Source organism: Enterobacter genomosp. O, from assembly GCF_001022965.1.
Taxonomy (GTDB): domain Bacteria; phylum Pseudomonadota; class Gammaproteobacteria; order Enterobacterales; family Enterobacteriaceae; genus Enterobacter; species Enterobacter cloacae_L.
Genome location: NZ_LECZ01000022.1, coordinates 258,086 through 284,108, shown reverse-complemented (window position 1 = coordinate 284,108; position 26,023 = coordinate 258,086). Strand labels below are relative to the sequence as shown.

26 protein-coding genes and 1 pseudogene are annotated in these 26,023 nt (G+C 55.3%); 10 read left to right on the top strand and 17 right to left on the bottom strand.

The features are described 5' to 3' along the window. Positions 1 to 34: 34 nt before the first annotated feature. A complete protein-coding gene (locus tag ABR39_RS04960) occupies positions 35 to 1,543 on the bottom strand; it encodes an anion permease (RefSeq protein ID WP_072250552.1) in 1,509 nt (502 codons plus the stop codon). A gap of 611 nt (positions 1,544 to 2,154) precedes the next feature. On the opposite strand from ABR39_RS04960, the gene ABR39_RS04955 reads away from it, so the two are divergent. Together ABR39_RS04955 and ABR39_RS04950 are read left to right on the top strand one after the other, a co-directional pair. Beyond that, entirely contained in the window at positions 2,155 to 4,935 is a 2,781-nt protein-coding gene (locus ABR39_RS04955) for a flavocytochrome c (protein ID WP_047346007.1), read from the top strand. A 94-nt stretch (positions 4,936 to 5,029) separates the two neighbouring features. Next, a complete protein-coding gene (locus ABR39_RS04950) occupies positions 5,030 to 5,992 on the top strand; it encodes an FAD:protein FMN transferase (RefSeq protein ID WP_047346006.1) in 963 nt (320 codons plus the stop codon). Here ABR39_RS04950 and dcuR read toward each other — a convergent pair. Beyond that, a complete protein-coding gene (gene dcuR / locus ABR39_RS04945; RefSeq protein ID WP_047346005.1) occupies positions 5,973 to 6,692 on the bottom strand; it encodes a two-component system response regulator DcuR in 720 nt (239 codons plus the stop codon). The genes ABR39_RS04950 and dcuR overlap by 20 nt on opposite strands. Beyond that, positions 6,689 to 8,305 (bottom strand): sensor histidine kinase, encoded by a 1,617-nt coding sequence (locus ABR39_RS04940; RefSeq protein ID WP_047346004.1) that lies wholly within the window; start codon positions 8,303 to 8,305, stop codon positions 6,689 to 6,691. Before ABR39_RS04940 ends, dcuR begins: the two co-directional genes overlap by 4 nt. A gap of 165 nt (positions 8,306 to 8,470) precedes the next feature. Between ABR39_RS04940 and ABR39_RS04935 the strand changes: the two genes are divergently transcribed. Beyond that, positions 8,471 to 9,334, top strand: coding sequence for an N-acetylmuramic acid 6-phosphate etherase (locus ABR39_RS04935; protein WP_047346003.1), 864 nt, complete (start codon positions 8,471 to 8,473; stop codon positions 9,332 to 9,334). Positions 9,335 to 9,384: 50 nt separating this feature from the next. Here ABR39_RS04935 and ompC read toward each other — a convergent pair whose 3' ends face one another. Then, the gene (ompC, locus tag ABR39_RS04930) at positions 9,385 to 10,545 is read right to left on the bottom strand and encodes a porin OmpC (RefSeq protein WP_047346002.1); all 1,161 of its coding nucleotides are present in this window, start codon (positions 10,543 to 10,545) and stop codon (positions 9,385 to 9,387) included. A 284-nt stretch (positions 10,546 to 10,829) separates the two neighbouring features. Here ompC and ABR39_RS04925 point away from each other — a divergent pair, with 284 nt between their 5' ends. The 3 genes from ABR39_RS04925 (at position 10,830) to ABR39_RS04915 (ending at position 13,480) form a co-directional block, all read left to right on the top strand. Next, positions 10,830 to 11,531: a phosphohydrolase gene (locus tag ABR39_RS04925; RefSeq protein ID WP_047346001.1), complete on the top strand. Its 702-nt coding sequence runs from the start codon at positions 10,830 to 10,832 to the stop codon at positions 11,529 to 11,531. A gap of 61 nt (positions 11,532 to 11,592) precedes the next feature. Beyond that, positions 11,593 to 13,008, top strand: a complete 1,416-nt coding sequence (locus ABR39_RS04920) for a DNA cytosine methyltransferase (protein WP_047346000.1) — start codon at positions 11,593 to 11,595, stop codon at positions 13,006 to 13,008. Continuing rightward, positions 12,989 to 13,480 (top strand): very short patch repair endonuclease, encoded by a 492-nt coding sequence (locus ABR39_RS04915; protein WP_047345999.1) that lies wholly within the window; start codon positions 12,989 to 12,991, stop codon positions 13,478 to 13,480. Before ABR39_RS04920 ends, ABR39_RS04915 begins: the two co-directional genes overlap by 20 nt. On the opposite strand, the gene yedA is transcribed toward ABR39_RS04915, so the two are convergent. Further along, positions 13,452 to 14,366, bottom strand: coding sequence for a drug/metabolite exporter YedA (yedA, locus tag ABR39_RS04910; RefSeq protein WP_047345998.1), 915 nt, complete (start codon positions 14,364 to 14,366; stop codon positions 13,452 to 13,454). The genes ABR39_RS04915 and yedA overlap by 29 nt on opposite strands. A 178-nt stretch (positions 14,367 to 14,544) precedes the next feature. Here yedA and ABR39_RS04905 point away from each other — a divergent pair, with 178 nt between their 5' ends. The 3 genes from ABR39_RS04905 (at position 14,545) to dgcQ (ending at position 17,491) form a co-directional block, all read left to right on the top strand. Then, positions 14,545 to 15,456, top strand: coding sequence for a DUF808 domain-containing protein (locus ABR39_RS04905; RefSeq protein ID WP_047345997.1), 912 nt, complete (start codon positions 14,545 to 14,547; stop codon positions 15,454 to 15,456). Positions 15,457 to 15,534: 78 nt separating this feature from the next. Further along, on the top strand, positions 15,535 to 15,717 hold the full coding sequence (locus ABR39_RS04900; protein ID WP_008500307.1) for a YodC family protein: 183 nt from the start codon (positions 15,535 to 15,537) through the stop codon (positions 15,715 to 15,717). Between the two features lie 73 nt (positions 15,718 to 15,790). Continuing rightward, a complete protein-coding gene (gene dgcQ, locus ABR39_RS04895) occupies positions 15,791 to 17,491 on the top strand; it encodes a cellulose biosynthesis regulator diguanylate cyclase DgcQ (protein WP_047345996.1) in 1,701 nt (566 codons plus the stop codon). On the opposite strand, the gene ABR39_RS04890 is transcribed toward dgcQ, so the two are convergent. Then, on the bottom strand, positions 17,476 to 18,276 hold the full coding sequence (locus ABR39_RS04890; RefSeq protein WP_047345995.1) for a mannosyl-3-phosphoglycerate phosphatase-related protein: 801 nt from the start codon (positions 18,274 to 18,276) through the stop codon (positions 17,476 to 17,478). The genes dgcQ and ABR39_RS04890 overlap by 16 nt on opposite strands. A gap of 301 nt (positions 18,277 to 18,577) precedes the next feature. Next, on the bottom strand, positions 18,578 to 18,805 hold the full coding sequence (gene yodD, locus ABR39_RS04885; RefSeq protein ID WP_008500310.1) for a YodD family peroxide/acid resistance protein: 228 nt from the start codon (positions 18,803 to 18,805) through the stop codon (positions 18,578 to 18,580). Positions 18,806 to 18,934: 129 nt separating this feature from the next. On the opposite strand from yodD, the gene dsrB reads away from it, so the two are divergent. Further along, a complete protein-coding gene (dsrB, locus tag ABR39_RS26075) occupies positions 18,935 to 19,123 on the top strand; it encodes a protein DsrB (RefSeq protein WP_013097741.1) in 189 nt (62 codons plus the stop codon). Between the two features lie 107 nt (positions 19,124 to 19,230). On the opposite strand, the gene rcsA is transcribed toward dsrB, so the two are convergent. The 10 genes and pseudogenes from rcsA to fliJ form a co-directional block, all read right to left on the bottom strand. Further along, a complete protein-coding gene (gene rcsA / locus ABR39_RS04875; RefSeq protein ID WP_008500313.1) occupies positions 19,231 to 19,854 on the bottom strand; it encodes a transcriptional regulator RcsA in 624 nt (207 codons plus the stop codon). Positions 19,855 to 20,141: 287 nt separating this feature from the next. Further along, a pseudogene (gene fliR, locus ABR39_RS04870) lies at positions 20,142 to 20,934 on the bottom strand (flagellar biosynthetic protein FliR); the annotation flags it as partial. Positions 20,935 to 20,941: 7 nt separating this feature from the next. Next, positions 20,942 to 21,211 carry a flagellar biosynthesis protein FliQ gene (gene fliQ, locus ABR39_RS04865; RefSeq protein WP_008500315.1) on the bottom strand — a complete coding sequence of 90 codons (270 nt, stop codon included), beginning with the start codon at positions 21,209 to 21,211 and terminating at the stop codon, positions 20,942 to 20,944. 9 nt (positions 21,212 to 21,220) lie between these two features. Continuing rightward, complete coding sequence (fliP, locus tag ABR39_RS04860) at positions 21,221 to 21,958, bottom strand: flagellar type III secretion system pore protein FliP (RefSeq protein ID WP_047345993.1); 738 nt, start codon at positions 21,956 to 21,958, stop codon at positions 21,221 to 21,223. Continuing rightward, a complete protein-coding gene (gene fliO / locus ABR39_RS04855) occupies positions 21,958 to 22,332 on the bottom strand; it encodes a flagellar biosynthetic protein FliO (RefSeq protein ID WP_047345992.1) in 375 nt (124 codons plus the stop codon). Before fliO ends, fliP begins: the two co-directional genes overlap by 1 nt. A gap of 2 nt (positions 22,333 to 22,334) precedes the next feature. Continuing rightward, entirely contained in the window at positions 22,335 to 22,748 is a 414-nt protein-coding gene (gene fliN, locus ABR39_RS04850) for a flagellar motor switch protein FliN (RefSeq protein WP_014170738.1), read from the bottom strand. Beyond that, a complete protein-coding gene (gene fliM / locus ABR39_RS04845; protein WP_014170737.1) occupies positions 22,745 to 23,749 on the bottom strand; it encodes a flagellar motor switch protein FliM in 1,005 nt (334 codons plus the stop codon). The genes fliN and fliM overlap by 4 nt, the downstream gene beginning before the upstream one ends. A 4-nt stretch (positions 23,750 to 23,753) precedes the next feature. After that, on the bottom strand, positions 23,754 to 24,224 hold the full coding sequence (fliL, locus tag ABR39_RS04840) for a flagellar basal body-associated protein FliL (protein WP_047345991.1): 471 nt from the start codon (positions 24,222 to 24,224) through the stop codon (positions 23,754 to 23,756). Positions 24,225 to 24,330: 106 nt separating this feature from the next. Further along, on the bottom strand, positions 24,331 to 25,575 hold the full coding sequence (gene fliK, locus ABR39_RS04835) for a flagellar hook length control protein FliK (RefSeq protein WP_047345990.1): 1,245 nt from the start codon (positions 25,573 to 25,575) through the stop codon (positions 24,331 to 24,333). Continuing rightward, complete coding sequence (gene fliJ, locus ABR39_RS04830; protein WP_047345989.1) at positions 25,572 to 26,015, bottom strand: flagellar export protein FliJ; 444 nt, start codon at positions 26,013 to 26,015, stop codon at positions 25,572 to 25,574. The genes fliK and fliJ overlap by 4 nt, the downstream gene beginning before the upstream one ends. Positions 26,016 to 26,023 lie beyond the last annotated feature (8 nt).

The following is a 26,023-nucleotide window of genomic DNA, read 5'->3' as shown; positions in this document are numbered from 1 at the left end:
TAAACCGCCGGAGGAAACGTCCGGCGGTCAGAAATCAGAACATCATGGACATCCACGGATAACCAATCAGCAGCAGGGCCGCCAGGAAGATGGCACCGAAGATGGTGCCGAGGCGCCAGTAGTCTTTGGTTGGCAGGTAGCCGCTACCGTAGTAAATCGGGCTTGGGCCAGTACCGTATGGGGTGATGATCCCCATCACGCCCAGCGAGGTCACCATCAGCAGGACGAACACTTCCATATTCATGCCCGGAATGGTGGAGGCGATGGTCAGCATCGCTGGCAGCAGCGCCGTAGTGTGCGCGGTGGTGCTGGCAAACAGGTAGTGCAGCAGGTAGAACGCCAGCAGCAGGACGATGGTCGCTACGCCCGGAGAGATACCGCTCATCAGCAGGCCGCCTTCTTTACCTAACCAGCTGATAAAGCCGGTAGAGGAGAGGCCGTCCGCCAGCGCCACCAGGGTGGCAAACCAGACGAAAGTGTTCCACGCGGCTTTGTTACCGGTGATATCGTTCCACTCCAGCACGCCGGTCCACAGCATCAGGCCTACGATGAGCAGGGCCGCCATCGCCGGTTCAATCCACGCGGCAGCGAAAATCCACATCAGCAGCGCACAGCACACGAATACCAGCAGCAGAATTTCATTGCGGGACAGTTTGCCCAGTTTTTCCAGCTCGCGGGTCGCCCACAGCGGCACTTCGTTATTCACTTTAACTTCAGGTGGGTAGAACCAGTAGGCCAGCAGCGGCATGGCCAGAATCAGCAGGATGCCCAGCGGCAGGAAGGCGAGGAACCAGGTCCCCCAGGAGATATCAATCCCAACCGTACTTTTTACCAGCGCCAGCGCCAGCAGGTTCGGCGCGAGGGCGGAGAGGAACATTGAGCTGGTGATACAGGCCGCGGTGATCGCCACCCACATCAGATAGGAACCAATCTTGCGCGCGCTTGGGTCGTTCGGTTTTGAACCGTACAGCGGCGGCAGGTTAGCGATGATCGGGTAGATGGTCCCGCCGCTGCGCGCGGTGTTGGACGGGGTGAACGGCGCCAGCAGCAGGTCTGCGAAGGTAATGGCGTAACCGAGCGTCAGGCTGCGACGGCCCAGGTACTTCACCAGAATCAGCGCCAGACGGCGGCCGAAGCGGGTTTTGTCATAGCCTGCGGCGAACATAAAGGCACCGAAAATCAGCCAGACGGTAGAGTTACCAAACCCGCTCACCGCCCATTTAAAGGAGGCGCCCGCCAGCTTGAATTTTGGGTCAGCCAGTTGGTCAGGGCTGAACAGCACCCACTGGCTGCACAGAGCAATGGCGACGACGCCCGTCAGGCCGATAACCGCGCCCGGCAGCGGTTCGAAGATCAAGCCGACGATCACGCCGACAAAGATGGCGAAGTAGTGCCACGCGTAAGGCGGTAAACCTTCAGGGACGGGAACAAACAGCAGCAGTACGGCGACGATGACGGGCAATGCCATCATCAGCAGTCGTTTTGCTTTTCCGTTTGATGCCTGGTTCGCCACAGGGGGCGTTACAGCAGTTTTTGTATTCATAGTTTCACGTCTTAAGTTGTCAAAGATTCGGTTGCTCTGAAAAAACAAAATCGCTTTCTTAAGTTTTTTTTGCTTTCTTTAGTTATTTAAGGTGCTGTTTTGTATTTTCAGTAATAGCGATTTAACGCTTTTTGGTTTGCGCTAAATTAAAAATTGATGATGTTTTTATATTGCGCTTTTGGATGCCATAACTATTGATCGAGATCAAAAAAACAGAATTGCAGCGTTATTTTTATGCTTTTATTAATAACCACTCTGGCGTATGTGGGTATTACGTATTTTACGAGTTGTTTTTATCATCCCTGTAACATTCTTATTGTTTGTCGTTTCTCATATCATTGATTTATATTGATTTTTGTGTTTTATGGTGAAATGGTTTTACCATTAATCATTTAACGAATTTTAAATTATTGTGAATGGTTGAATTACAATCGCTAACACCAATGTGTTATTTGTGTTATCACAGGGATTAAATAGTTTTTTAACTAACGTAATAACTTTAGAAACTAAAAAAATCATTATATTAATATCATGACATCGGCAAATAACGACGAAATAAAAAACCAATCCGATAACGAATTCTTAATTTTTAAAAGTTTGGAGTTTCTATTATGAGCACTAACGAACGCATTCTTAGCCCCTTCACATTACCGAATGGTACTGAACTGAAAAACCGTTTGTTAATGGCCCCTATGACAACCTGTACCGGCTATTATGACGGCACCGTCACCAGCGAGCTGGTGGAGTACTATCGGGCCCGTTCCGGCAGCATTGGCACCATCATCGTTGAGTGTTGCTTCGTCGACGATCTCGGTCTCGCCTTCCCGGGTGCGATCGGTATTGATAATGACGAAAAAATCGCCGGGCTGGCGAAAATCGCGGAGGCGATTAAATCCAAAGGCTCTAAGGCGCTGCTGCAGATCTACCACGGCGGCCGCATGGTTGACCCGAAACTGATCGGTGGCCGTACGCCTGTTGGCCCAAGCGCTGTTGCCGCGCCGCGTGAGGGCGCAGCAACGCCAGTGGCACTGACTGGCGAAGAAGTCGAAGGCATGATCGCCAAGTTTGGTGAAGCCGTACGCCGCGCTATTCAGGCCGGCTTCGACGGCGTGGAGATCCACGGCGCAAATACCTACCTGATTCAGCAGTTCTATTCGCCTAACTCAAACCAGCGCGACGACGAGTGGGGCGGCAGCCGCGATAACCGCGCGAAATTCCCGCTGGCGGTGCTGGATATCACCCACAAAATGGTGCGCCAGTACGCGGACGATGCGTTCATCGTTGGCTATCGCTTCTCCCCTGAAGAGATGGAAGTCCCGGGCATTCGCTTTGACGACACCATGTACCTGCTGGAGAAACTGGCGGCGCGCGGCGTGGATTATCTGCACTTCTCCGTCGGCGCCACCCTGCGACCTTCCATCGTCGATACCCAGGACCCGACGCCGCTTATCGAAAAATATTGCGCCATGCGTTCTGAAACGCTGGCACAGGTTCCCGTCATGGGCGTGGGCGGCGTGGTGAACGCCGCGGACGTCAATGAGGCGCTGGATCATGGTTATGACCTGATCGCCGTGGGTCGTGCGACTATCGCTTACCCGGACTGGACCGACCGCATCGCGGCCGGTGAAAGCCTGGAGCTGTTTATGGACAGCACCAAACGCGAGGAGCTGAGCATTCCTGAACCGCTGTGGCGCTTCTCGCTGGTGGAGGCGATGATCCGCGACATGAGCATGGGCGAATCCAAATTCAAACCGGGCACCTTTGCGGAGAAAGTGCAGGATGACGCGAACGAGCTGGTGATTAACGTCAGCCTGGAGACCGACCGCATTGCCGATATCGAGCTGGCGTCTGGCCCGAGTGAAGACGTTGAGTTTGTTACCAGCTTTGAAGAGATTCGTACCCGCATTCTGGACGCCAATACCCCGCACGTCGATGCCATTACGGGCGCAACCAGCCAGAGCGAAGCGGTGAAGAAAGCGGTCTCTAAAGCGATGCTGAAATCCAGCAAAGCGCTGGCGGCAGAAGAGGGCGTCGACCCGAACGAAACCCGCAGCGTGGACGTTGTGGTCGTCGGCAGCGGCGGTGCCGGTCTGGCCGCGGCCATTCAGGCCCACGACGAAGGCGCAAGCGTGCTGATTGTTGAGAAGATGCCAACCATCGGCGGTAATACCATTAAAGCCTCTGCCGGGATGAACGCCGCAGAGACGCGCTTCCAGCGGGTGAAAGGCATTCAGGACAGCAAAGAGCTGTTCTACCAGGAAAGCCTGAAAGGCGGCGGCAACAAGAACAACCCGGAACTGCTGCGCCGCTTTGTTGAGAACGCGCCGCAGGCGATTGAGTGGCTGGCAGCGCGCGGGATTATGCTGAATGACATCACCACCACCGGCGGGATGAGCATTGACCGTACTCACCGTCCAAAAGACGGTTCTGCGGTAGGCGGCTATCTGATCAGCGGCCTGGTGCGTAACGTCAACAAACGCAACATCGAGGTTATGCTGGATACCTCCGTCAGCGACATCATCGTCGAAAACGGCGAAGTAACCGGCGTGCGCCTGACCACCGAAGAGAACGAAACGCTCACCGTGGCGACCAAAAGCGTGATTGTCGCCACCGGCGGCTTCAGCGCCAACAGCCAGATGGTTGTTAAATACCGCCCTGATCTGGAAGGTTTCGTCACCACCAACCACAAAGGGGCGACCGGCGGCGGTATCGCGCTGCTGGAACGTATTGGCGCAGGTACGGTCGATATGGGTGAGATCCAAATCCACCCAACCGTTGAGCAGAAAACGTCGTATCTGATTTCCGAATCCATCCGCGGCGGCGGGGCGATTCTGGTCAACCAGCAGGGGAACCGCTTCTTTAACGAGATGTCGACCCGCGATAAAGTCTCGGCGTCAATCATCGCGCTGCCGGAGAAATACGCATACATCGTCTTTGATGAGCACGTACGTGCCAAAAACAAAGCCGCGGATGAGTACATCGCCAAAGGCTTTGTGACCAGCGCCAGTTCGCCTAAAGCTCTTGCCGAGGCGCTGGGCATGGATTACCACGCTTTCCTGGCGACCCTGGAGCGCTACAACGGTTTCGTTGAAAAACAGCACGATGACGACTTTGGCCGTACCACCGCGCTGCGTGCGCCAATCAACGAAGGGCCGTTCTACGCCATTCAGATTGCGCCGGGCGTGCACCACACCATGGGCGGCGTGACCATCAACACCGAAACCTGCGTGCTGGACAGCAACCACAACGTGCTGCCAGGGGCGTTTGCGGCGGGTGAAGTGGTCGGCGGGATCCACGGCGGTAACCGTATCGGCGGTAACGCGGTGGCAGATATCATTATTTTTGGTACGCTTGCCGGACATCAGGCGGCGATGCGCTCGAAAAGAACGTAAGGCACCTGTTATGTAGGCCGGATACGCGCAGCGCTACCCGGCAATTTCCCCGGCGGCGCGGTGCTTGCCGGGGCTACATCTGAGGAAACATGCCATGTCTGATGACAACCGCGTTTACAGCTACACCGCCGTCCTGATGGGCTCACCCATCCTCCTGAAACTCTTCTCTCATGACGAAGCCCTCGCGTCCCGCGTGTTTCGCCTGATCAAACAGTATGAAGATCTGCTCACCGTCAACCGTGCACGCTCGCAGGTGATGGACATCAACCATGCGGCCGGCCAGCATCCGGTCACCGTCAGCCGACCGGTGTTTGAGCTGATCCGCTGTGCGAAAGCGGCAAGCCTGCTCAACGACAGCGCCTTTAACCTGGCTATTGGCCCGCTGGTGAAGCGCTGGAAAATTGGCTTCCAGGGAGATCGCGTTCCGCCTGCCGATGAAATTGCGTCGCTGCTTGCGATTACCCGTCCTGAGGATGTCATTCTTGATGAAGCCAGCAGCAGCGTGTTTCTGGCCAGAGCGGGCATGGAGATCGATCTGGGAGCCATCGCCAAAGGGTATATCGCCGACAGGGTGCGTGATTACCTTCATAAAGAGGGCGCTGAGCTGGGGCTTATCAACCTTGGAGGGAATATCCAGACGCTGGGTTCTCCGGAAGGGGGCTGGAGCGTGGGGCTTAAAAAACCGTTCGCCGGAGAGGCGCTCATCGGCACCATGACCGTTGAGAACCTGTCGGTCGTCACGTCGGGAACGTACGAGCGCTATTTTGAACAGGACGGCAGGCGTTACCACCATATTCTTGACCCGCGCACCGGGTATCCGCTGGATAACGAACTGGATAGCGTGACCATTATTTCTAAAAATTCCATCGACGGTGATATCTGGACCACGCTGATGTACGGCATGGGCGTGGAAAAGGGCTGTGCCGCCCTGCGCGCGCGCCCCGATATTGACGCTATCTTTGTGACCAAAACAAAAGAAGTGGTGTTCTCTTCAGCACACCACTTCCGCTTTACCCTGCTGGATAACGACTACCGCGTTACTGACAGTATTGCTTGAGCAGGCCCGTCTGCTCCGGCTGGAGACGGTAGCGATACACCGGACGCCCGGTGGCGCCGTAGTGAATACTGGTGAACAGAATATTGATTTGCGCCAGCCAGATCAGGTACTTGCGGCAGGACACGCGGGAGATATTGACCGCGCTTGCCAGGTCATCGGTGGAAAACTCTATCTCCGGGTGTGCGTCGATCCACTGGCAAATCGTGCGCAGCGTTTGCGGCGTTAACCCTTTCGGCAGCTTTTTACTGTCCGCCAGCTCCGGCGCCCCGCCGTGGATCAGCCGGTCGACGTCCGCCTGCTCATAATACTGGTGTGATTCCATCAGGCTGTGCTTTGCCTTCCAGCCGTTCAGCGCCTCTTCAAAGCGCGGGAACTGGAACGGCTTAATCAGATAATCCACCACGCCGTAATGGATGGAGGTCTGGATCGTGGCGGCGTCGGCGGCCGAGGAGATCATAATCACATCGATTGGGCGGCCGGATGCGCGGATAACGGGCAGCAGATCCAGCCCGTTATCCTGCTGCATATAGACGTCCAGCAGCACCAGATCGACAGGCTGGCTGGGGTTATTAATGATGGCCTCGGCCTGGTTTAGCGTGGAGGCGACGCCGCAGCAGCTAAAGCCTTCAACACGGTTGACATACAGACGGTTGAGGTCGGCTACCATGGCGTCATCATCGACAATTAATACATTTATCACGCGATATTCCTCTCGCTATCCCAGGGGATGTGAACAAAAAATTGGGTAAATACGCCTGGCTCAGACTCGACGGTGATATCGCCGCCGAGGTTCTGGATTTGCTGGCGGGCAAGGAACAGCCCAACGCCGCGGTTTTCACCTTTTGTTGAGAAGCCCTTTGTAAAAATAGCCTCCAGCTGCGTGGGATCAATGCCGGGGCCATCGTCGCTGACTTCACAGCTGAGCCAGCCGTTCTGATAGTGCAGCAGCAGAGTGATTTCACCTTCCGGCTGGCCTTCCATCGCGTCCAGTGCGTTTTCAATTAAGTTACCGAGCACGGTGACCAGCACCGCAACCTGCTCTTCGCTGGCGGTATCGGGGATCTGGCATTCGTCCGCCAGCGTCAGGGTGACGCCCGCTTCTTTCGCCCGGTTGATTTTACCCAGCAGGAACCCGGCAATCACCGGGGATTTTACCTTGCTCTGTATCGTACCGATATCCGTCTGGTAATGATGCGCCGTCTGGATGATGTACTCTTCCAGCTTGTCGTAGCGCTTAATGTGCAGCAGGCCCAGGATGACGTGCAGTTTGTTCATAAACTCGTGCGTGTGGGCGCGCAGGGCGTCGACGTAGTTGACCATGCCATCGATACGCTGCATCAGCTGGCTGATTTCGGTTTTATCGCGGAAGGTGGTGATGGCGCCGATCACCCGATCCTGACTTTTAACGGGCACCATGTTGCACAGCAGCAGCCGCCCGTTGCAGCTGATCTCCTGATCCTGGCGCGCTACGCCCGTCTTTGAGACTTCCCGCAGGCTGGCAAGCAGGGGAGCGCTGGCGTTTTCAGTCTGCTTGCCGGAGGGCAGAAGCAATATTTCTCTGGCGGTGTGGTTAATCATCGTCACGCGGCCGTGAATATCGACGGCCAGAACCCCTTCGCGCAGCGACTGGAGCATCGCCTGGCGCTGTTCGAACAGGGCGGAAATTTCGTAGGGTTCGAGCCCGAACAGGATGCGCTTCAGGACCCGCACCAGGCCCCAAATCCCCATAGAACTCATAAAAATACTGAACAAAATGGTCCAGACGGCGTTGAGCCGCCCGCGGGTGATTTGCTCTTCAACCTTATTGAGGGAGATACCCACCGCTACCACGCCGATCTGCTCGTGCTGGCCGTCGTAGACGGGCGTAAAAACGCGCAGCGCTTCGGCGAGCGCGCCCCGGTTAACCGATACGTTCTCTTTGCCTTCCAGCGCGGGAGTTAAATCGTCGCCGATAAAATGCAGCCCCAGCAGCGCCTCGTTCGGGTGAGAATAGCGGATCCCGCGCATATCGGTCACCACGGTGAACAGCAGATCGTTTCGTTTCGTCACCGCCTGGGCGATGGGCTGAATAATATTCTCCTGCGGAGCCTGCATCAGGCCGCGCTGTATCTCGGGGCTGTCGGCGAGGGTGCGGGCAATGCCGAGCGCGGTGTCTTTGACGTCATCGCGCGTTGCCCGGGTGATCTGCACCGAATAGAGCGCAAAGACCACCAGCAGCACTGAACCGATAATCGCGCACACCATCAGCGTGACCAGGGTGTTCAGCTTCATGGGGCGCTTGCGCGTTGGAAGGAAAGGCTGCAAATCGCTCATCAACACTCCGCGATGATTAAGAAAGGAGGTAATTATCGCTGATGACGCGCATTTCTTAAAGCCGAGTAAAGCCGTGGATTTGGTCCTCTTTTCGTGACCCTCCTCGCAGGTCATCTATATAAAACACTTTATAGTGTGTGGGTACTCATAATAAGGAGGCTGTTTATGAGCATTATGCTTACCGGTTCGGTCAAGGAAAGACGGCACGCCAGCACGATGAATATTGATAGATTGTCCACGCTGGACATGCTGAAAGTCATTCACCAGGATGATGCACTCATTTCTGCTGCTATTACCCCCTGTTTACAAACTATCGCCCGCGTGGTGGATAACGCCGCTGCGACCCTCAGCCACGGGGGGCGGCTGGTAATTGTCGGTGCGGGGCCGTCAGGCTGCGTTGCACAGCAGGTTGCAGATGACTATGCACCGGGCAAAACCCCGGTGATTGCCGTGACGCCACAGGAAGGGGAAGGGAGCTACGAGCGCGGCGTTGCCGACCTGCAGGGCATCAAATTTGGTGAACACGATATGATGCTGGCAGTAAGCGTCAGCGGAAAAACGCCGTGGGTCTGGGGCGCAATGCGGCATGCCTGGTCGCTGGGTTCGCCGGTCGCCATCATTACGGGTGATGCGCAAAGTGAAGCCGCGCAGCTGGCGAGCATGGTCATCGCTCCGGAGTTGGGTGCTGACGTTGTTGCCGGGTATCTCAACACCAAAGCGGGGATTGCGCAAAAAATGATCCTCTCGATGATTACCACCGGGCTGGCCGTTCGAACCGGGCGCGTTTACAGCAACCTGCGCGTGGATCTCGAGGCAGACAATACCAAATGGGCCGAGCGGCAAATCGCCATTGTGATGGAGGCGGGGGGATGCACCCGGGCGCAGGCAAAAGCCGCGCTGGAGAGCTGTAACCATAATTGTAAAACGGCGGTACTGATGGTGCTAACAGGGCTGGATGCGTGGAAAGCCCATGAACTGCTGGCGCAGAATAACGGGTTTATTCGCGTGGCGCTGCAGGAAGCGCCGTAGTATCTAAAGCGTAAAAAAGGCCGCGAATGCGGCCTTTGATATTTGGGGAATTAGAACTGGTAGGTCATGCCTACACCAACGATGTCATCTGTGGAGATGCCATTGGCTTCGTAGAAATATTTATCTTCATCAAGCAGATTAATTTTGTAATCAACGTAAGTTGAGAAGTTTTTATTGAAACTATAGGTCATGCCGAGATCGATATAGTTCACCAGATCCATATCACCGTGCTGGCCCTGAGGATTGCTGCGATTACCTGGGTAGGTCATGTCTTTACCCTTGGAGTAAACCCATGCCAGGGATGGACGCAGGCCGAAGTCGAACTGATATTGCGCTACGGCTTCAAAGTTTTGCGTCTCATCTGCAATACCAAAATCGCCGTATGGTGTCATGTTGCGGGTTTGTGCATACATCATCGCCAGATAGATGTTGTTAGCGTCGTACTTAGCGCCAATAGTCCAAGCATCTGCTTTTTCACCGCCAGCGATAAGAGCGCTATTACGGCCAAATCCTTCTTGTTTATTGGTGCGGTCAGAAGAAGAGTACGCTGCCCCCAGGCTTAGACCGGAAAGATCGCCGGAGAAGTCATAGGAGGTAGAGATACCGAAGCCATCACCGTTCTGGAAACGCACGTCGTTGTGACCGTTTTTGGTTCCTTCCTGATCTTCCTGAGCATACTGACCTTCGTTAGCACCCTGATACTGCAGCGCGAAGTTCAGACCTTCAACCAGGCCGAAGAAATCGGTATTACGATAGGTTGCGAGACCGTTAGCACGGCCATTCATGAAGTTATCGGTCCAGGTGTAGGAATCGCCGCCAAATACTGGCAGCATATCGGTCCAGGCTTCTACGTCGTACACGACGCCATAATTACGGCCGTAATCGAATGAACCGTATTCGCCATATTTCAGGCCTGCATACGCCAGACGATTAAATGATTTGCTTGAACCTTCGGTATCGTTAGCGAAGATTTTATATTCCCACTGGCCGTAACCGATCAGATCGTTGGAGATCTGGGTTTCACCTTTGAAACCAACCTGAACATAGGTTTCATCGCCATCGTCGCCAGGGTTGTCAGAGAAGGTATGACGCGCATCTACCTTACCGTACAGGTCAACTTTGTTGCCGTTTTTGTTGTACATCTCAGCCGCATTTGCTGCGCCTGCCATTAATAAGGCGGGTACAAGAATAGCCAGAACTTTTCTTTTCATTATATATTCCCTTGAAAGATAATTTATATGAATATATGTAATCACTCTCCATAATTACAGGGTCGATACTATTCCAGGAGTTGTCGTTTAGTTTCAAAAATAAATGTAATTAAATTCGTTCAAATATTGCAAAATATTTCTATTAATCTCTTTATTTTTCATGTGAATTTATTAATTGAAAATATAAGGAGTAATTATTATTAAGTATTTCGCAATTCTATTTTTAAATTGGTTTAATTCGGTTGTGATATAATTCACGCCCTTTTTAACGACAGGACATGACGATGGAACTTGCCCAGTGGCAGCACAGCTTTGAGCGTTGGCTTGAGGAAAACCACACGACCGACGATACCGCACATGATATTTCGCACTTTCGTCGCGTCTGGATGACGGCGCAAAAAATCATGGCGCGACAGGCGGCAAATCCGCTGGTGGTCCTGGCCGCGTGTTATTTTCACGATATCGTCAGCCTGCCGAAAAACCATCCTGAACGCAGCCGGTCATCGCAGCTGGCGGCGCGCAAGACGGGGGACATTCTGCGCCGCGACTTCCCGGATTTCCCGTCTGAATGCTATCCCGCCGTTGAGCATGCTATAGAGGCACACAGCTTCAGCGCCGGGATTCCCCCGCAGAGCATGGAAGCCAAAATTGTGCAGGACGCTGACCGGCTGGAAGCGCTAGGGGCTATTGGCCTTGCGCGCGTCTTTGCCGTCTCGGGCGCGCTGGGCGTACCGCTGTTTGACGCGGACGATCCCTTTGCCGATGCGCGCCCGCTCGACGATCGCGCGTTTGCCCTGGACCATTTTCAGACCAAGCTGCTGCGCCTGCCTGATACAATGCAAACGGAAATGGGCCGCGAGCTGGCACGACACAACGCCGATTTCCTGATCCAGTTTATGGCGAAACTGAGCGCTGAATTACACGGCGACTGTATTGGGCAGGATAGCCAGGTGCTGAGCCGCTTCCGTCGCAGTTTGCGCGAATGAACTGTGGTAATCTGTTCCCAGTCTTTCTTCTCCGGTTAAAAGAATGCAGGAAAATCGATCAGTGACAGAGCCCGCGCCTGAGCAGGCTGAGAAATCAACGGCAACGGTGCAGGCGTTACTGCGCCAGCTGTTGGATAGCTATGATGCTAAAACGCTGGCAAATCTGCTGGTGGCTCACGGCGAGAGCCACTGGAGCCCGGCCATTCTTAAACGTCTGCTGACCAGCGAACGGGCAGGGCGTCGCCTGAGCGAAGACGAGTTTCGTTATCTGCAAAACCTGCTTCCGCGTCCTCCTGCTGCGCACCCGAACTATGCCTTCCGCTTTATCGATCTGTTTGCCGGTATCGGCGGCATCCGACATGGTTTCGAAGCTATCGGTGGCCAGTGCGTGTTTACCAGCGAGTGGAACAAACATGCCGTGCGTACCTACAAGGCTAACTGGTACTGCGATCCGCACGAGCATCATTTCAACGCGGATATCCGCGATGTCACCCTGAGCCATAAAAGCGGCGTGAGCGATGAACAGGCCGCCGAACACATTCGTCAGACCATCCCGGCGCATGACGTGCTGCTGGCGGGCTTCCCGTGTCAGCCTTTCTCGCTGGCCGGGGTTTCAAAAAAGAATGCCCTTGGACGCGCCCACGGTTTCGCCTGCGATACGCAGGGAACGCTGTTTTTTGACGTGGCCCGTATCATTGACGCCCGCCGTCCGGCCATCTTCGTGCTGGAAAACGTCAAAAACTTAAAAAGCCACGACGGCGGGAAAACCTTCCGCATTATCATGCAAACGCTGGATGAGCTGGGCTATGACGTGGCCGATTCCCAGGACATGGGCGCGGATGACCCAAAAATCATTGATGGCAAGCATTTCCTGCCCCAGCATCGCGAACGTATCGTGCTGGTAGGTTTCCGCCGCGACCTTAATCTCAAGGGGGATTTCACCCTGCGGGATATCCCGTCTCTCTATCCGGAGCGACGTCCCACCGTGGCCGACCTGCTGGAACCTGTCGTTGACGCGAAATTTATCCTCACCCCGGTGCTGTGGAAATATCTCTACCGCTATGCCAAGAAACATCAGGCGAAAGGCAACGGCTTCGGTTTTGGAATGGTTAACCCGAACGATCCGCACAGCGTAACCCGCACGTTGTCCGCTCGTTACTACAAAGACGGTGCGGAAATCCTTATCGACAGGGGCTGGGACAAGGCGCTGGGTGAAAAAGATTTCGACGATCCGCACAACCAGCGTCACCGCCCGCGACGCTTAACGCCGCGGGAATGCGCCCGGCTGATGGGCTTTGAGTCCCCGCAGGGCTACCGCTTCCGCATTCCGGTTTCGGACACCCAGGCGTACCGCCAGTTTGGTAATTCGGTGGTGGTTCCCGCGTTCGCGGCTGTGGCAAAACTGCTGGCCTCGCGCATCAGACAGGCGGTGGCGCTCCGTCAGGGTGAGGCCGTCAATGACGGATGTTCACGATAAGGCGACGCGCAGTAAAAACATGCGTGCCATCGGCACGCGTGACACTGCCATCGAAAAGCGACTGGCCGGGCTGCTGACGCAGGCGGGATTTGAGTTCCGCGTGCAGGATCCCGCCCTGGCGGGGCGCCCCGATTTCGTCATCGACGCATGGCAGTGCATCATCTTTACCCACGGCTGTTTCTGGCACCACCACGACTGTTACCTGTTTAAAGTCCCTGCGACGCGCACCGATTTCTGGCTGGAGAAGATTGGTAAGAACGTCGAACGCGATAGGCGGGATCTCACCGCGCTGATTGCGCAGGGCTGGCGGGTGCTTATCGTCTGGGAGTGTGCGCTGAGAGGCCGATTAAAGCTGAACGATACCGATCTGACCGAACGGCTGGAAGAGTGGATCTGCGGCGGTGGCCAGACCGCGCAGATCGACACGCAGGGTATTCACTTGCTCAAGGTTTCTCCACCTCGCAAGGAGTGACCACCGGTTTTGCAGGCAGCAAATATTTGCCTAAGGTGACCAGCACAACGGCAAAAACAATCACCCCTAAAGCAATCCATTCAATGGAAGAGAGCGTTTCGCCGCCTAATCCCGTGCCAAGCAGCACGGCTACCACCGGGTTGACATAGGCATAGCTGGTGGCAACCGCCGGGGAGACGTTGCGGATCAGGAACATATAGGCATTAATGGCGATGACAGAGCCAAACAGCGCCAGATACCCGACCGCGAGAAAGCCCGACAGGCCCGGCAGGGTAGTCAGCTTTTCTCCCGTCAGCGCGGAGGCGAGCAGCAGCACAATCCCCGCAGCGAGCATCTCAATCGCGCCGGCCATCATGCCGGTGGGAAGTTCGATGCGTGAACCGTATACGGAACCAAAGGCCCAGCTCATTGAGCCAATCAGGATAATTACCGCGCCCCACGGATTCCCGCTCAGGTTACCGCCGCTATTGAGCAGAATAATGCCGGCAAGGCCAATACCAATCCCCAGCCATTCCAGCTTGCGGGTGCGGATGCCGAAAAGGCGGCTGAAGCAGAGGGTAAAGAGCGGTACGGTGGCAACGACCACGGCGGCGATCCCGGACGGTACGTTCTGGTGCTCGGCAATCGTCACAAACCCATTTCCCACCGCCAGCAGCAGCAGGCCGATCAGGGCGGCATTCAGCATCGGGCGCAGAGGGGGAAGCTTATGTCCGCGCAGCAGCAGGAACGCGAGCAGCAAGACGCCAGCCGAGAGGAAACGAATGCCCGCCATCATCAGCGGCGGCCAGCTTTCAACGCCGATGCGAATGACAAAGTAGGTTGAACCCCAGATGATGTACAGCGAAAAGAGTGCCCCGATGAGCGGTAGCAATTGCCGGAAACGCATAATCCCTCACGACGTAATAAAAAGGTCGCTGATAGTAAACGCGAAAACTATCGCGCTGGCGAGTCCTTTAATTGTGCAGTTGATGTTAATTTTTTGTTGACGTGAGGTGCCTGTTTCCGGGTTTGCGCTTTTGCTCCATACTATTCACCTAATTACCAAAAAATGAAGGATTAAGATTTTGGCAGGAAGTAGCTTATTAACATTGCTGGATGATATTGCCACCTTACTGGATGACATTTCAGTGATGGGTAAACTGGCGGCGAAGAAAACCGCAGGCGTGCTGGGCGATGATTTATCGCTAAACGCCCAACAGGTGAGTGGGGTGAGGGCCAACCGTGAACTGCCGGTGGTGTGGGGCGTGGCGAAAGGCTCCTTCCTGAATAAGGTGATTCTGGTGCCGCTGGCGCTGCTGATCAGCGCCTTTATTCCCTGGGCGATCACGCCGCTGCTGATGATCGGCGGGGCATTTCTCTGCTTTGAGGGCGTAGAGAAAGTTCTGCACTCCTTTAGCGCGCGCAAGGAGAGCGATACCCCGGAAATGCGCCAGCAGCGTCTTGAAGCGCTGGCCGCACAGGATCCGAAAACCTTCGAGCGCGATAAGGTCAAAGGCGCCATTCGGACCGACTTTATCCTGTCCGCAGAAATCGTCGCCATTACGCTGGGCATTGTGTCTGACGCACCGCTCCTTAATCAGGTCCTGATCCTCTCCGGCATCGCGATTCTGGTCACGGTAGGCGTATACGGTCTGGTAGGATTGATCGTTAAGCTGGACGATATTGGCTACTGGCTTGAGGAGAAATCGAGCGCGGTGGCAAGAGGCATCGGTAAGAGCTTACTGGTGCTGGCCCCCTGGCTGATGAAGAGTTTGTCCGTGGTGGGCACGCTGGCAATGTTCCTCGTGGGCGGCGGTATTGTGGTTCACGGCATTGCGCCGCTGCACCATGCTATCGAACATTTCTCCTCGGCGCAGGGGGCTGTTGTCGCGGCGATACTGCCCACGCTGCTGAATCTGGTGCTCGGCTTTATCATTGGCGCTATCGTGGTCGCGGCGGTGAAGCTGGTTGAGAAATTACGCGGCACGGCGCACTAATTGTTACCCGCTGTGGGATGCAAAAAGACCATTCCTCGTCTAAATTGAAACAGTTTCACCCTGATACAGGAGGCAGGTATGGTCTTTTTGGTCAGTGATGAAGTTAAGCCTAAGAAGGGCGGCCCACGTATGATTGTGACCGGGTATTCCAGCGGAATGGTGGAATGTCGGTGGCACGATGGCTATAGCATCAAGCGGGAGGCATTTCGTGAAGATGAACTTCAGCCGGGTGACGGGCAGCACAAGCGAGATAAGGCTTAATCTCATAACGCCCGGCTCTGCCGGGCGTTTTTATCTCAAGTACCAGGCGTAAGGCAGTAATCAGGGAGTGTGTGTGCAGCGCGATACCTTTGTTGTAAAACAATCTTTTCTACAATGGCTGCATAAGCGTAGCAATCCGGGGTTGATTGTTAATCTCTGTTTTTTGACCGTTCTGGTGTTTTCCACGCTCCTGACCTGGCGTGAGGTGGTAGTGCTGGAAGAAGCGTATATCTCCAGCCAGCGTAACCATCTGGATACGGTGGCCAGTTCGCTGGACCGGCAGTTACAAAACAGCGTGGACAGGATGCTGTTGTTCCGTCAGGGCATGCGTGATGCGATCCAGACGCCGCTGGCGTTTGATGTCTTACAGAATGCGGTGTCACGCTTTAACGCGGTCCGCATGCTCCCCACCTGGCAGCTTGCCGTTGATAAAAAACGCACCCTCCCCATTAACGGCGTTTCGGATGCCTTTGTTGAAAAAACCACGCTTCTGAGTCGTGACGCTGAGCGCATCAGCCATGAAATTTCTGCCGCGCTCGAAGTGGGGTATCTGCTCAGGCTGGCCTCGTCGAGAGCGCAAACGGAGTCGCGGGTCATCTACGTCTCCCGCGCCGGTTTTTTTCTTTCCACCGACACGCCGGATCGGGCGGGCGATATCACCTCCCGCTACTACCACCTGGTCACGCAAGCCTGGTTTACCCAGCAGTCGGAACGTAACAACCGCGCTCGCGCGGTGCGCTGGTTTATCTCCACGCCTTCATCCTGGACCAATGACGAACGCACGATCACCGCCAGCGTCCCCATCTATTTCGATCGCTACTGGTATGGCGTCGTGGCGATGGATTTTGCGTTAAACACGATGCAGCGTCTGCTGGCCGACGCGACGGAAGACCGAACGGAGGGGGAGTACCAGCTGTACGACACCCGGCTCAATATGATTGCCACCTCTGCCCATGCGGGTAACCCGGTTAACCACTTTGACGAACGCGAGACGGCGCAGATTGCCCATGCGATTGAGAACGATACCGGCGGTGGCATCCGCCTCGGAAGCCGTTTTATTAGCTGGGAGCGGCTCGATCACTTCGACGGCGTCGTCCTGCGGATCCACACCCTGCATGAAGGTGTACAAGACGACTTCGGCAGCATCAGCATCGTGCTGGCGCTGCTGTGGGCGCTCTTCAGCGCCATGCTGTTGATCTCGTGGCTGGTTATCCGTCGGATGGTGAGTAACATGTATACGCTTCAGCATTCGCTCCAGTGGCAGGCCTGGCACGACCCGCTTACCCGGCTGAATAATCGCGGCGCGCTGTTCGATCGCGCAAAAATTCTGTCGGATACCTGTCGGCAGAAGTCTCTGCCATTTTCGGTGATTCAGATCGATCTCGACCATTTTAAAAACATCAACGACCGTTTCGGCCATCAGGCCGGGGATAAAGTGCTATCCCACACGGCGGGGCTGATTGCCAGCGCCTTACGCAAGAATGATGTGGCAGGCCGCGTCGGTGGGGAAGAGTTTTGTATCGTCCTGCCGGGGATCGATCTGGAGGAGGCGAGAGGCGTCGCGGACCGTATTCGCTGCCGAATCAACAGTAAGGAGATCCTGGTGAAGAAGAGCACGACGCTGCGCATCAGCGCGTCACTGGGCGTCAGCGGTGCGGATGAAGCGGGAAACTACGATTTCGAGCAGCTGCAGTCCGTGGCGGACGCCCGGTTATATCAGGCTAAACAGACCGGGCGTAACCGTGTCGTCTGGCGGGATCAGGACAGGAAGTGATCCAGCCCCTCGTGCCAGCCCGCAGGCCCGGGCTGCTGGGTGTGATACACCCGCTCGGGGTTGTCATCCCGTAGCGTAATGCCCTGGCGGTTAATGCCCTTAATCACCACCGCGTAGTCAACGCTGTCCAGCAGCGGCGCATCGTTAGGACCGTCGCCGAGCCCCAGGGTAGTGGGTTCGATCTCTTCCTGCTCGCGGTACTGCTCAATCAGCCAGTTAACCGCCACGTCCTTGCCGCAGCGGGCGTCCAGAATATGCCAGAAGCGCGCGCCCTGCAGGCATTGCAGGCCGCTCTGCGCCAGCGCCTCTTCGAACTGGAGCAGGTTCTCGTCGGTGTCGCGCCAGATGAGCGTAACGGAGGCTTCATGCCTGCGGGCAAGCGCCGAACGATAACGCGTCAGGCCTGTCCACTCGCTGATGACGCGATCGTCCACGTCGTCAAAGGTGGTGAATTTAAAGCCCATCTGCAGACGGATGTGTTCGATTCGCGGGCGAATGTCACGGTGCGTCATTCCTCTTATCTGACGCGATACCTTTTCCCAACGCACGTCAGGCTGAATAACCGCGCCATTCTCGGCAATAAAAGGTAAGCCTTCCAGCCCCAGATCCTGCTGGATATCCAGCATCTCAGCCGCCGTTTTGCTGCTGCAGAGAATGACCGGCACCTGGTTATCCAGTAGCCTGTCCAGCCAGGGCATTGCGGGTTGCCACGCATAAGTATGAATATCCAGCAGCGAGCCGTCCAGGTCAGAAAAAATCAGCAGTGAATCCCGCAGTGAAGGCATAGTGGCTCCTGGTAACGGCTGCGCTACGAACTAAGAAAATTCCTAAAAAAATACCGAGGTGGAAACCGGGAAAAAGAGAACTGTCCCTGGCAAACCCGCATTCGGCGTATGTTATTGCTCATAACTAAAAGCATTATGTTAAAAATATTATATTCATCATGAGAATATATGCTTGTCAGACAAATTCGTTGGGGATAGTGTGGCTTGTACATCAGATTTCCTGGTGTAACGAATTTTCAAGTGCTTCTTGCATAAGCAAGTTTTGATCCCGGTCATCCCCATGACCGGGATTTTTTTCACCCTACCGATTGGCTTCCGACACGCTAAAGTCGTGAATATCCAGCTCGAAGGCCTCCGCCAGCTCACGATAGGTGTGATAATCCCTTCCGTTGACAATGACGCGGTCCGAATTGTCATCCGACCGGCGGACTTCTGACTCACTGATCTCATTGATGGCGGCAAGCAGGGCATCGACATCCACCTCGACTTCGCGCTTGATGGTGTCGCTGTACTCTTTATCGGTCTTCATTACGGGGCTCCTCATTCAACCGTGTCCAGTGGTAAGTATAGACTGTGCATAAAAACGCCATTCACGCCGGGCAGCGATGTGCGTTTTTGCGTTTTGTTCTACACTGGCTCAAAACCAGAGGAGGAATGTATGAAGGTCAACGATCGGGTAACCGTTAAAACGGACGGTGGGCCGCGCCGCCCGGGTGTGGTGCTGGCAATTGAAGAGTTTAGTGAGGGCACAATGTACCTGGTATCACTGGAAGACTACCCGCTCGGCATTTGGTTTTTTAACGAACTGGGGCATCCTGACGGCATTTTTGTTGAGAAAGCAGAGTAGTGTGGCGTCGGGTAGCGCATCGCATGCCCGACAACATCCGCATAAGCAAAAATCTCTGGCCAGGCCAGAGATCAAAGGTAGGGTGCACAGGGTCTTTTCTTAAGCGACTAACGCATGTTGACGAAAATCCCGTTCGTCACATTATCGGTCAGGCGTACCACGTGGTAGATCACTTGCTTATTATGCGTTTTAATTTTCCTTTTAATATTTCCTTTGTGTGACGAAACGGTTTTAGCTTTAATATTCATCTGGTCTGAGATCTGAATAGTACCCTGGCCCGCCATCCACATTCTCAGCATACTTGATTCAGTCCTGCTTAATGATAGGGTGGGTAAGTTAACCGCTCCTACATTTTTAACTTCTTTATTCAAATAATCACCCAGAATGTCATCCAGCGACTCTGGTTTAATCGATTTAGAACTGATCAATAAATTTTTACGGACCAACAAATACTCATCGAAATGGATATTTGCGATCGCCATAAAAACAATAAACAGGGTTTTTGGATGCTGATTAATGATTTGCTTAATGTGCTGACTGTTGGCTGGATCGTGAATGAAACAGTCCTCATTAATAAACACCACGCCTGGTTTTAGTTCGTCACAAGCGGCTGCGAGTTCGTCAACGGTGTGTGCATCGTTGATGTCTCTCTTTCTTACCCCTCTGCTTGCCAGGTACCCGGTTAACCCTAGCCGGGTGTAGCTGCATAAATCCATAATGATCGTTGACATGGCATACCCTCACTCAATGCGTAACGATAATTCACCATCTGCCTGAGAGCTCAAAACAGCCATACGGGATGGAAAAAAATAATAAACCTGTGAGCATGACAAAGACTTTCAGGCGGACTCACTATCCCGTAAAGTTACGTATAATTTGCCAGGAATCTTCTTAAAGTAAAGTAAATATTAAGTATTGTGAGGTGGTTAGAAACAATTAAACCGCGTCAGATATATCCTGGAAGATGTTTTTCATGTTTTATTTTAGGAATATCCTCAGAAAGACAATAGCAACAGTGAGGGTTATTATTTACGAGGCAGTTCGCTGACAATATCCGCTAACAGGTTGAATATCTCGCCGAATAAATGTTCACAGAACGGAGCGATAAGTGGCATCAGTAATGACATTAATAAAATTCCGACCGTCAGCGTCAGCGGAAAACCAATGACAAACACCGACAGCTGCGGTGCCATTCGGTTCAGTAAACCTAATGCCAGGTTGACGGTCAGCAGCAGGGTGATGATCGGTAGCGCCAGCATAAGCCCGTTCAGGAATATCAGCCCCGCAGCGCGGGTGAGCGCCAGGAAGGCATTGCTGTTCACCGGATTTTCCCCAATCGGCAGCGTATGGAACGTATCCACCAGCATGGAGATGAGCCACAGATGGCCGTTGAACGACAGGAACAGCAGCATGGCGAGCAAATCGATAATGCGCGCCAGCACGGGCATGTTGAGATGGCTGCCGGGATCAACAAACGTGGCGAACGATAACCCCATCTGCAGGCCAATCAGCTCCCCTGCGGTACGCACCGCGGCGAAGGCAAGCTGCATGGTAAAGCCTACGGCGACGCCAATCATGATCTGCTGCAAGGCCACCCACACCGCATTCGCCGAGAAAATCGGAATATCCACGGGGGGGAGGGACGGGGCGACGATAATGGAGATGATGATGCCCAGCCCCACTTTGACGCGCTTGGGGATCGATTTCTCACTGAGAATCGGGGCGGTTGATATCAGCGCCATGATGCGCAGCATCGGCCAGAAATAGACGCCGAGCCACTGAACCCACTGGTCGCTGGTGAAGTGCAGCATCGTCAGGTCAGCCGATGATGTACGGCAGGTTGGTAAACAGGTTGCGCATATAGTCCAGCAGCAGGTTCAGCATCCACGGCCCGGCCACGATAATCGCCACGAACACGGCGATGATTTTCGGGATGAACGACAGCGTCATTTCGTTAATCTGCGTGGCGGCCTGAAGAATACTGATAATCAGACCGGTGACCAGCGCGACAAGCAGCAGTGGAGCGGCAACGGCAATCGCGATTTTCATCGCTTCCGTGCCCATCATCATGACCGATTCGGGTGTCATTGCCGTTCCTTAACTGTAGAAACTCTGCGCCAAAGAACTGACCAGCAGCTGCCAGCCGTCGACCAGCACAAAGAGCATGATCTTAAAGGGCAGGGCAATGGTGGCGGGCGGAACCATCATCATCCCGAGCGCCATCAGGACGCTGGCGATCACCAGGTCGATAATCAGGAACGGAATAAAAATGGTGAAGCCAATCTGGAACGCGGTCTTCAGCTCGCTGGTAACGTAGGCAGGCAGAAGAATGCGCATGGGTACCGCTTCAGGACCCTGCAGCTCGCCGGTGTTGGACAGGCGGGCAAAAAGGGCGAGGTCCGCTTCGCGCGTCTGGCGCAGCATAAATTCCCGCAGCGGCTGCGCGCCTTTATCCAGCGCCTCCTGCATGGAGATTTTATCTTCGCTGAATGGCTGGTAGGCGTCGGTGTAAATCTTATCGATCACCGGCGACATAATGAAAAAGGTCAAAAACAGCGCCAGCCCCAGCATAACCTGGTTTGGCGGAGCGGAAGGGGTTCCCAGCGCGTTTCGCAGCAGACCAAAAACGATGATGATGCGGGTGAAGCTGGTCATCATCAGCAGAATGGCCGGAATAAACGTCAGCGAGGTGATGAATACCAGCGTCTGCACCGGAAGCGACCAGCTTTGACCGCCGCCTGCGAGAGGGGTTGAAACCAGACCGGGCAGCTGCGCATAGACCGCGGGTGCAAACAGGCCAACGCCCGCAAGCGTCAGGGATAACAAACGGCGCATCAGGTTCTCCCGGAACGCTTAAGCAAACTCTTCATGACGGACTGGAAATCCGCAGGGGCGTCAGCGCGCTCGTCCACCACAACAGGGGCGGGCGGCAGCTTATGTAATACGCTGATGTTTGAGGCCGTGACGCCCAGGACCAGGCGCGCGTCGTCAACTTCGACGATGACCACGCGTTCGCGAGGCCCCAGCGTGGTGCTGGCGCTGACCTTCAGGCCGCGGGTACCGGCGGTTTTACCCGCCAGGCCAAAGCGCTTCGCCAGCCATGCGGCGATAAGAATAAAGGCAATAATACCGAGCAACGCCCCGCTCACCTGGAGCAGAGGTGAGCCGGGAACGGCAGAAGGTTGTGATATTGTTGCCTGGGTTTTCATGCTTAACGGCTCAGACGACGCATACGTTCAGACGGGGTAATGATGTCGGTGATACGTACGCCGTATTTATCAGCAACCACCACCACTTCACCCTGAGCAATCAGATAGCCGTTGATCAGGATATCCAGCGGCTCACCGGCCAGGCCGTCAAGCGCCACCACGGAACCCTGCGTCAGGCGCAGCAGCTCTTTAATGGTCATGCGGGTGCGTCCCAGCTCAACGGTCAGCTTAACCGGGATATCCATAATCAGGTCGATGTCCTGCAGCGTGCCGCTAACGTCACCGCCGCCGAGCTGCTGGAATACGGCATCCGCTGCACTTTTGGCCGGGGTCGTTTTTTGCTCGTTTAACGCGTCAGCCCACAGATCGTCCAGTGCTCCGCTGTTTTCATCGGACGGATTGTTCATGTCACTCATTTGGGCTGTTCCTCATTCAGCGAATTCAAAATCGGGTTGATCAGGTGCTCAACGCGTAACGCATACTGACCGTTAATCGTGCCGTACTGGCTTGTCAGCACGGGGACACCATCCACGTGGGCAATAATGCGGTCGGGTTTTTCTATCGGCAAAACATCACCGGGTTGTAATTTCAGGATCTGGGATAACCGCAGCGGGATATCGGCGAAGCTCGCCACCAGCTCAAGCTGCGAATGCTGGACCTGGCGGACCAGGTTTTCACGCCAGTTCTGGTCTTCGTTGCGGGAGTTCTCCAGCGGCGGGTTCACCAGCAGCTCGCGCAGCGGTTCGATCATGCTGAACGGCAGGCAGATGTTGAACTCGCCGGTCAGGTTACCGATCTCTACGTGGAACGGCGTGTTCACGACGATATCGTTCGGGGAGGTGGTGATATTGGTAAATTTCACCTGCATCTCAGAACGGACGTACTCCACTTCCAGCGGGTTAATCGCTTTCCACGCGTCGCTGTAAGACTCCAGCGCCAGCTTCAGCATGCGGTTAATGACGCGCTGTTCGGTGTGGGTGAATTCACGACCTTCTACTTTGGTCGGGAAACGCCCGTCGCCGCCGAACAGGTTATCCACCGCAATGAACACCAGGCTTGGTGAAAACACCACCAGACCGGTGCCGCGCAGCGGCTTCAGATGAATCAGGTTAAGGTTGGTTGGCACCGGCAGGTTGCGGGCAAACTCGTGATACGGCTGAATGCGGATCGCACCGACCGTAATGTCCGGGCTACGACGCAGCAGGTTAAACAGCCCCATACGGAACTGACGTGCAAAACGTTCGTTAATGATCTCCAGCGCCTGCAGACGTTCACGTACCACGCGACGCTGGGTATTCGGGTCATAGGGACGAATATCGCTATCGCCGCCAATACCCGGTTGCGGATCGTCATTTTTATCGCTGTCGCCGTTAAGCAGCGCATCGATTTCTGCCTGAGAAAGAATACTGTCGCCCATGTCGTTACCGCAGAATGAAAGCTGTGTACAGAACGTCAGTGACTTCCTGCTTAGGTTGGCCGTTTACCAGCGGAGTCGCCAGAGTTTGTTTAATGGCGTCGACCAGCTTTTGCTTACCGACATCGGTGGCAAGCGTCGAAGCGTCCTGACGAGAGAACAGCAGCAGAAGGCGGCTACGCACCTCCGGAAGATAATCATTCAGACGCGAGCGCGTGGCTTCATCCTTCAGGCGCAGCGTAATACCGACATACAGCACGCGGTCCGCATCACCGAGATTCACGGTGAAGGTGTCCAGAGGGAAAAATACCGGCGCCGGCGGTGGTGCAGGTTCGGCTTTGGCCGCAGCGGTAGAAGGTTCCTGCTGCATACGCCAGTAACTATAGCCCGCGGTAGCGCAGGCGGCGAGCGTGATCAACACCAGCAGCGGGATCCAGATGGAACGCTTACTTTTTTTGGTGATAGCGGAGTCAGTCATCTGATACGAGCTTCCTGTTTCGGTACAGCTTAATAAGGTGATTATCCCGTGTCCTGCTGTCGTCAAAGCGTGGAAAAGACGGGGATAATCACGCTACCTCTGGCGTTTAGGCGAAGATGTCTACGGCACTGTTACCGCGCGCCGCGGATTGCAGGGCGGCAGGGACAGGCAGTAACTCATCGCTCTCTTCATTAAAACCGCCGGTATTGCCGGAACGCGAAGCCTGGTGCTGCTGCTGGGAAGAGGACTGCTGCTGCCCGGCAAAGCTCTCGCTGCTGACGCTGCTTTGCGTAAGCTGAATGCCGTTCTCCGCAAGCGAGGTCCGCAGGACCGGCAGCGCCGCTTCCAGTGCCGCACGGACATGGCCGTGCGCAGAGACCATCTGCAGCTGCGCCTGGTTATCATCCAGCTTAAGCGAGATTTGCACCTGACCCAGATCTTCCGGGTGCAGACGCAGCTCCGCTGTCTGCTGGCCCTGCTTAGTGAACAGCGTGATGTGCTGGCTCAGGGATTGCTGCCATTCGTGGGTGCCCAGAGGCTGGCTTAACACCGGCGCGGTGGCAACGGTGGCGGCTGGCTGGCTGGTCGCATGGCTGGAGATAATCGGTGCCAGGGTGGCCGTTGGCGACGTTGAGGAGGACGCGCTGGCGAGTTCCTGCTTCTCTGCCGAAGCGGCCACGACCGGCGTTGCAGGTACGTTGCCCGATAGCGCCGGGTCGCTGTTTTTCGCCAGGCTTTGGCTCAGGTTCTGGTAAGGCGCAGCCGTCTGCCCTTTATCATGGCTTCCCGGCAGGGCGTTCAGGGACGGCTGGCCCGCACCCGCTTGTGCAGGCGTGGCGGAACCGAGCGCGGACCGTGCGGTAATACCGTCGCTGGCTGCCGCGCGAGAGGTGCTGGTCTGCTGGTGCGGCAGCATGGCCATCAGCGCGCTTAATCCGGCCAGCTCTTCTTCGCTCAGGTCGCTTTTGCCGTCATCTTTGTCGCTGGCCGCGGTAAGCGTTTTCAGGGCATCGCCCTTAGACACCGGCACCAGCCCGGAAGCCAGCGTTTCAGGCAAGGCGGCAGGCGTGGTTTCATCGCCACGCAGCGCAGGCTGACGCGCGAGCAGGTCGGCAATTTTGGCCTGCAGCGTGGTATCGCCTTTGGCGTCCTGCGCAACTTTGGACAGCTTACTGCCGGCGGCTTTCAGGTCGGCCAGGGTCAGCGGCGCATCTTTGCCCTTGCCCGTTGCGTCCGTCAGGGCGCCCGCCAGCAGAGAGAGAAAGTCTTGTGCACCGTCGGTGCCTTTCCCCGTCTGCGTGCCGCCTGACAGGTCGCTGTCGCTCATCAGCAGTTGTTGCAGTGTGATCATTCCGGTTTCCTCATTGATGCGCGCTGGGCAAACTCATCCATTTTCTTCTGATCCAGGCGGTTTTCCGCCAGGGTCGTTGCCGCGATTTGTCGGTCCTGTAAGGTCTGCCAGGCCTGCAGTCGCTGCTTCTTCTCGCGCCAGAAACTCAGCGCGGTATCGACTTTTTGGGTCCACTGGTTAAGCTGCTGGCGATGCTGTTCTATCGCCTTCTCCAGCGTCTGGATAAACTGCTGATAGTTAATCCAGCGCTGGCTGCCAATGCCCTGTGTCATATCGGTATTGAGGTTGGTGCGATATTCATGCTGATAGTCGATTAACATCTTCAACTGTTCTTCAGCCTGCTGGCACCCGCGTCGCATTGCGCCAAGCTGCAATGCGGCATCATCAACTTCTTTTTCAGCCAGATCTTTCAGCGTTGATAACGCGCTGTTTTGCGCCATGACCTTCG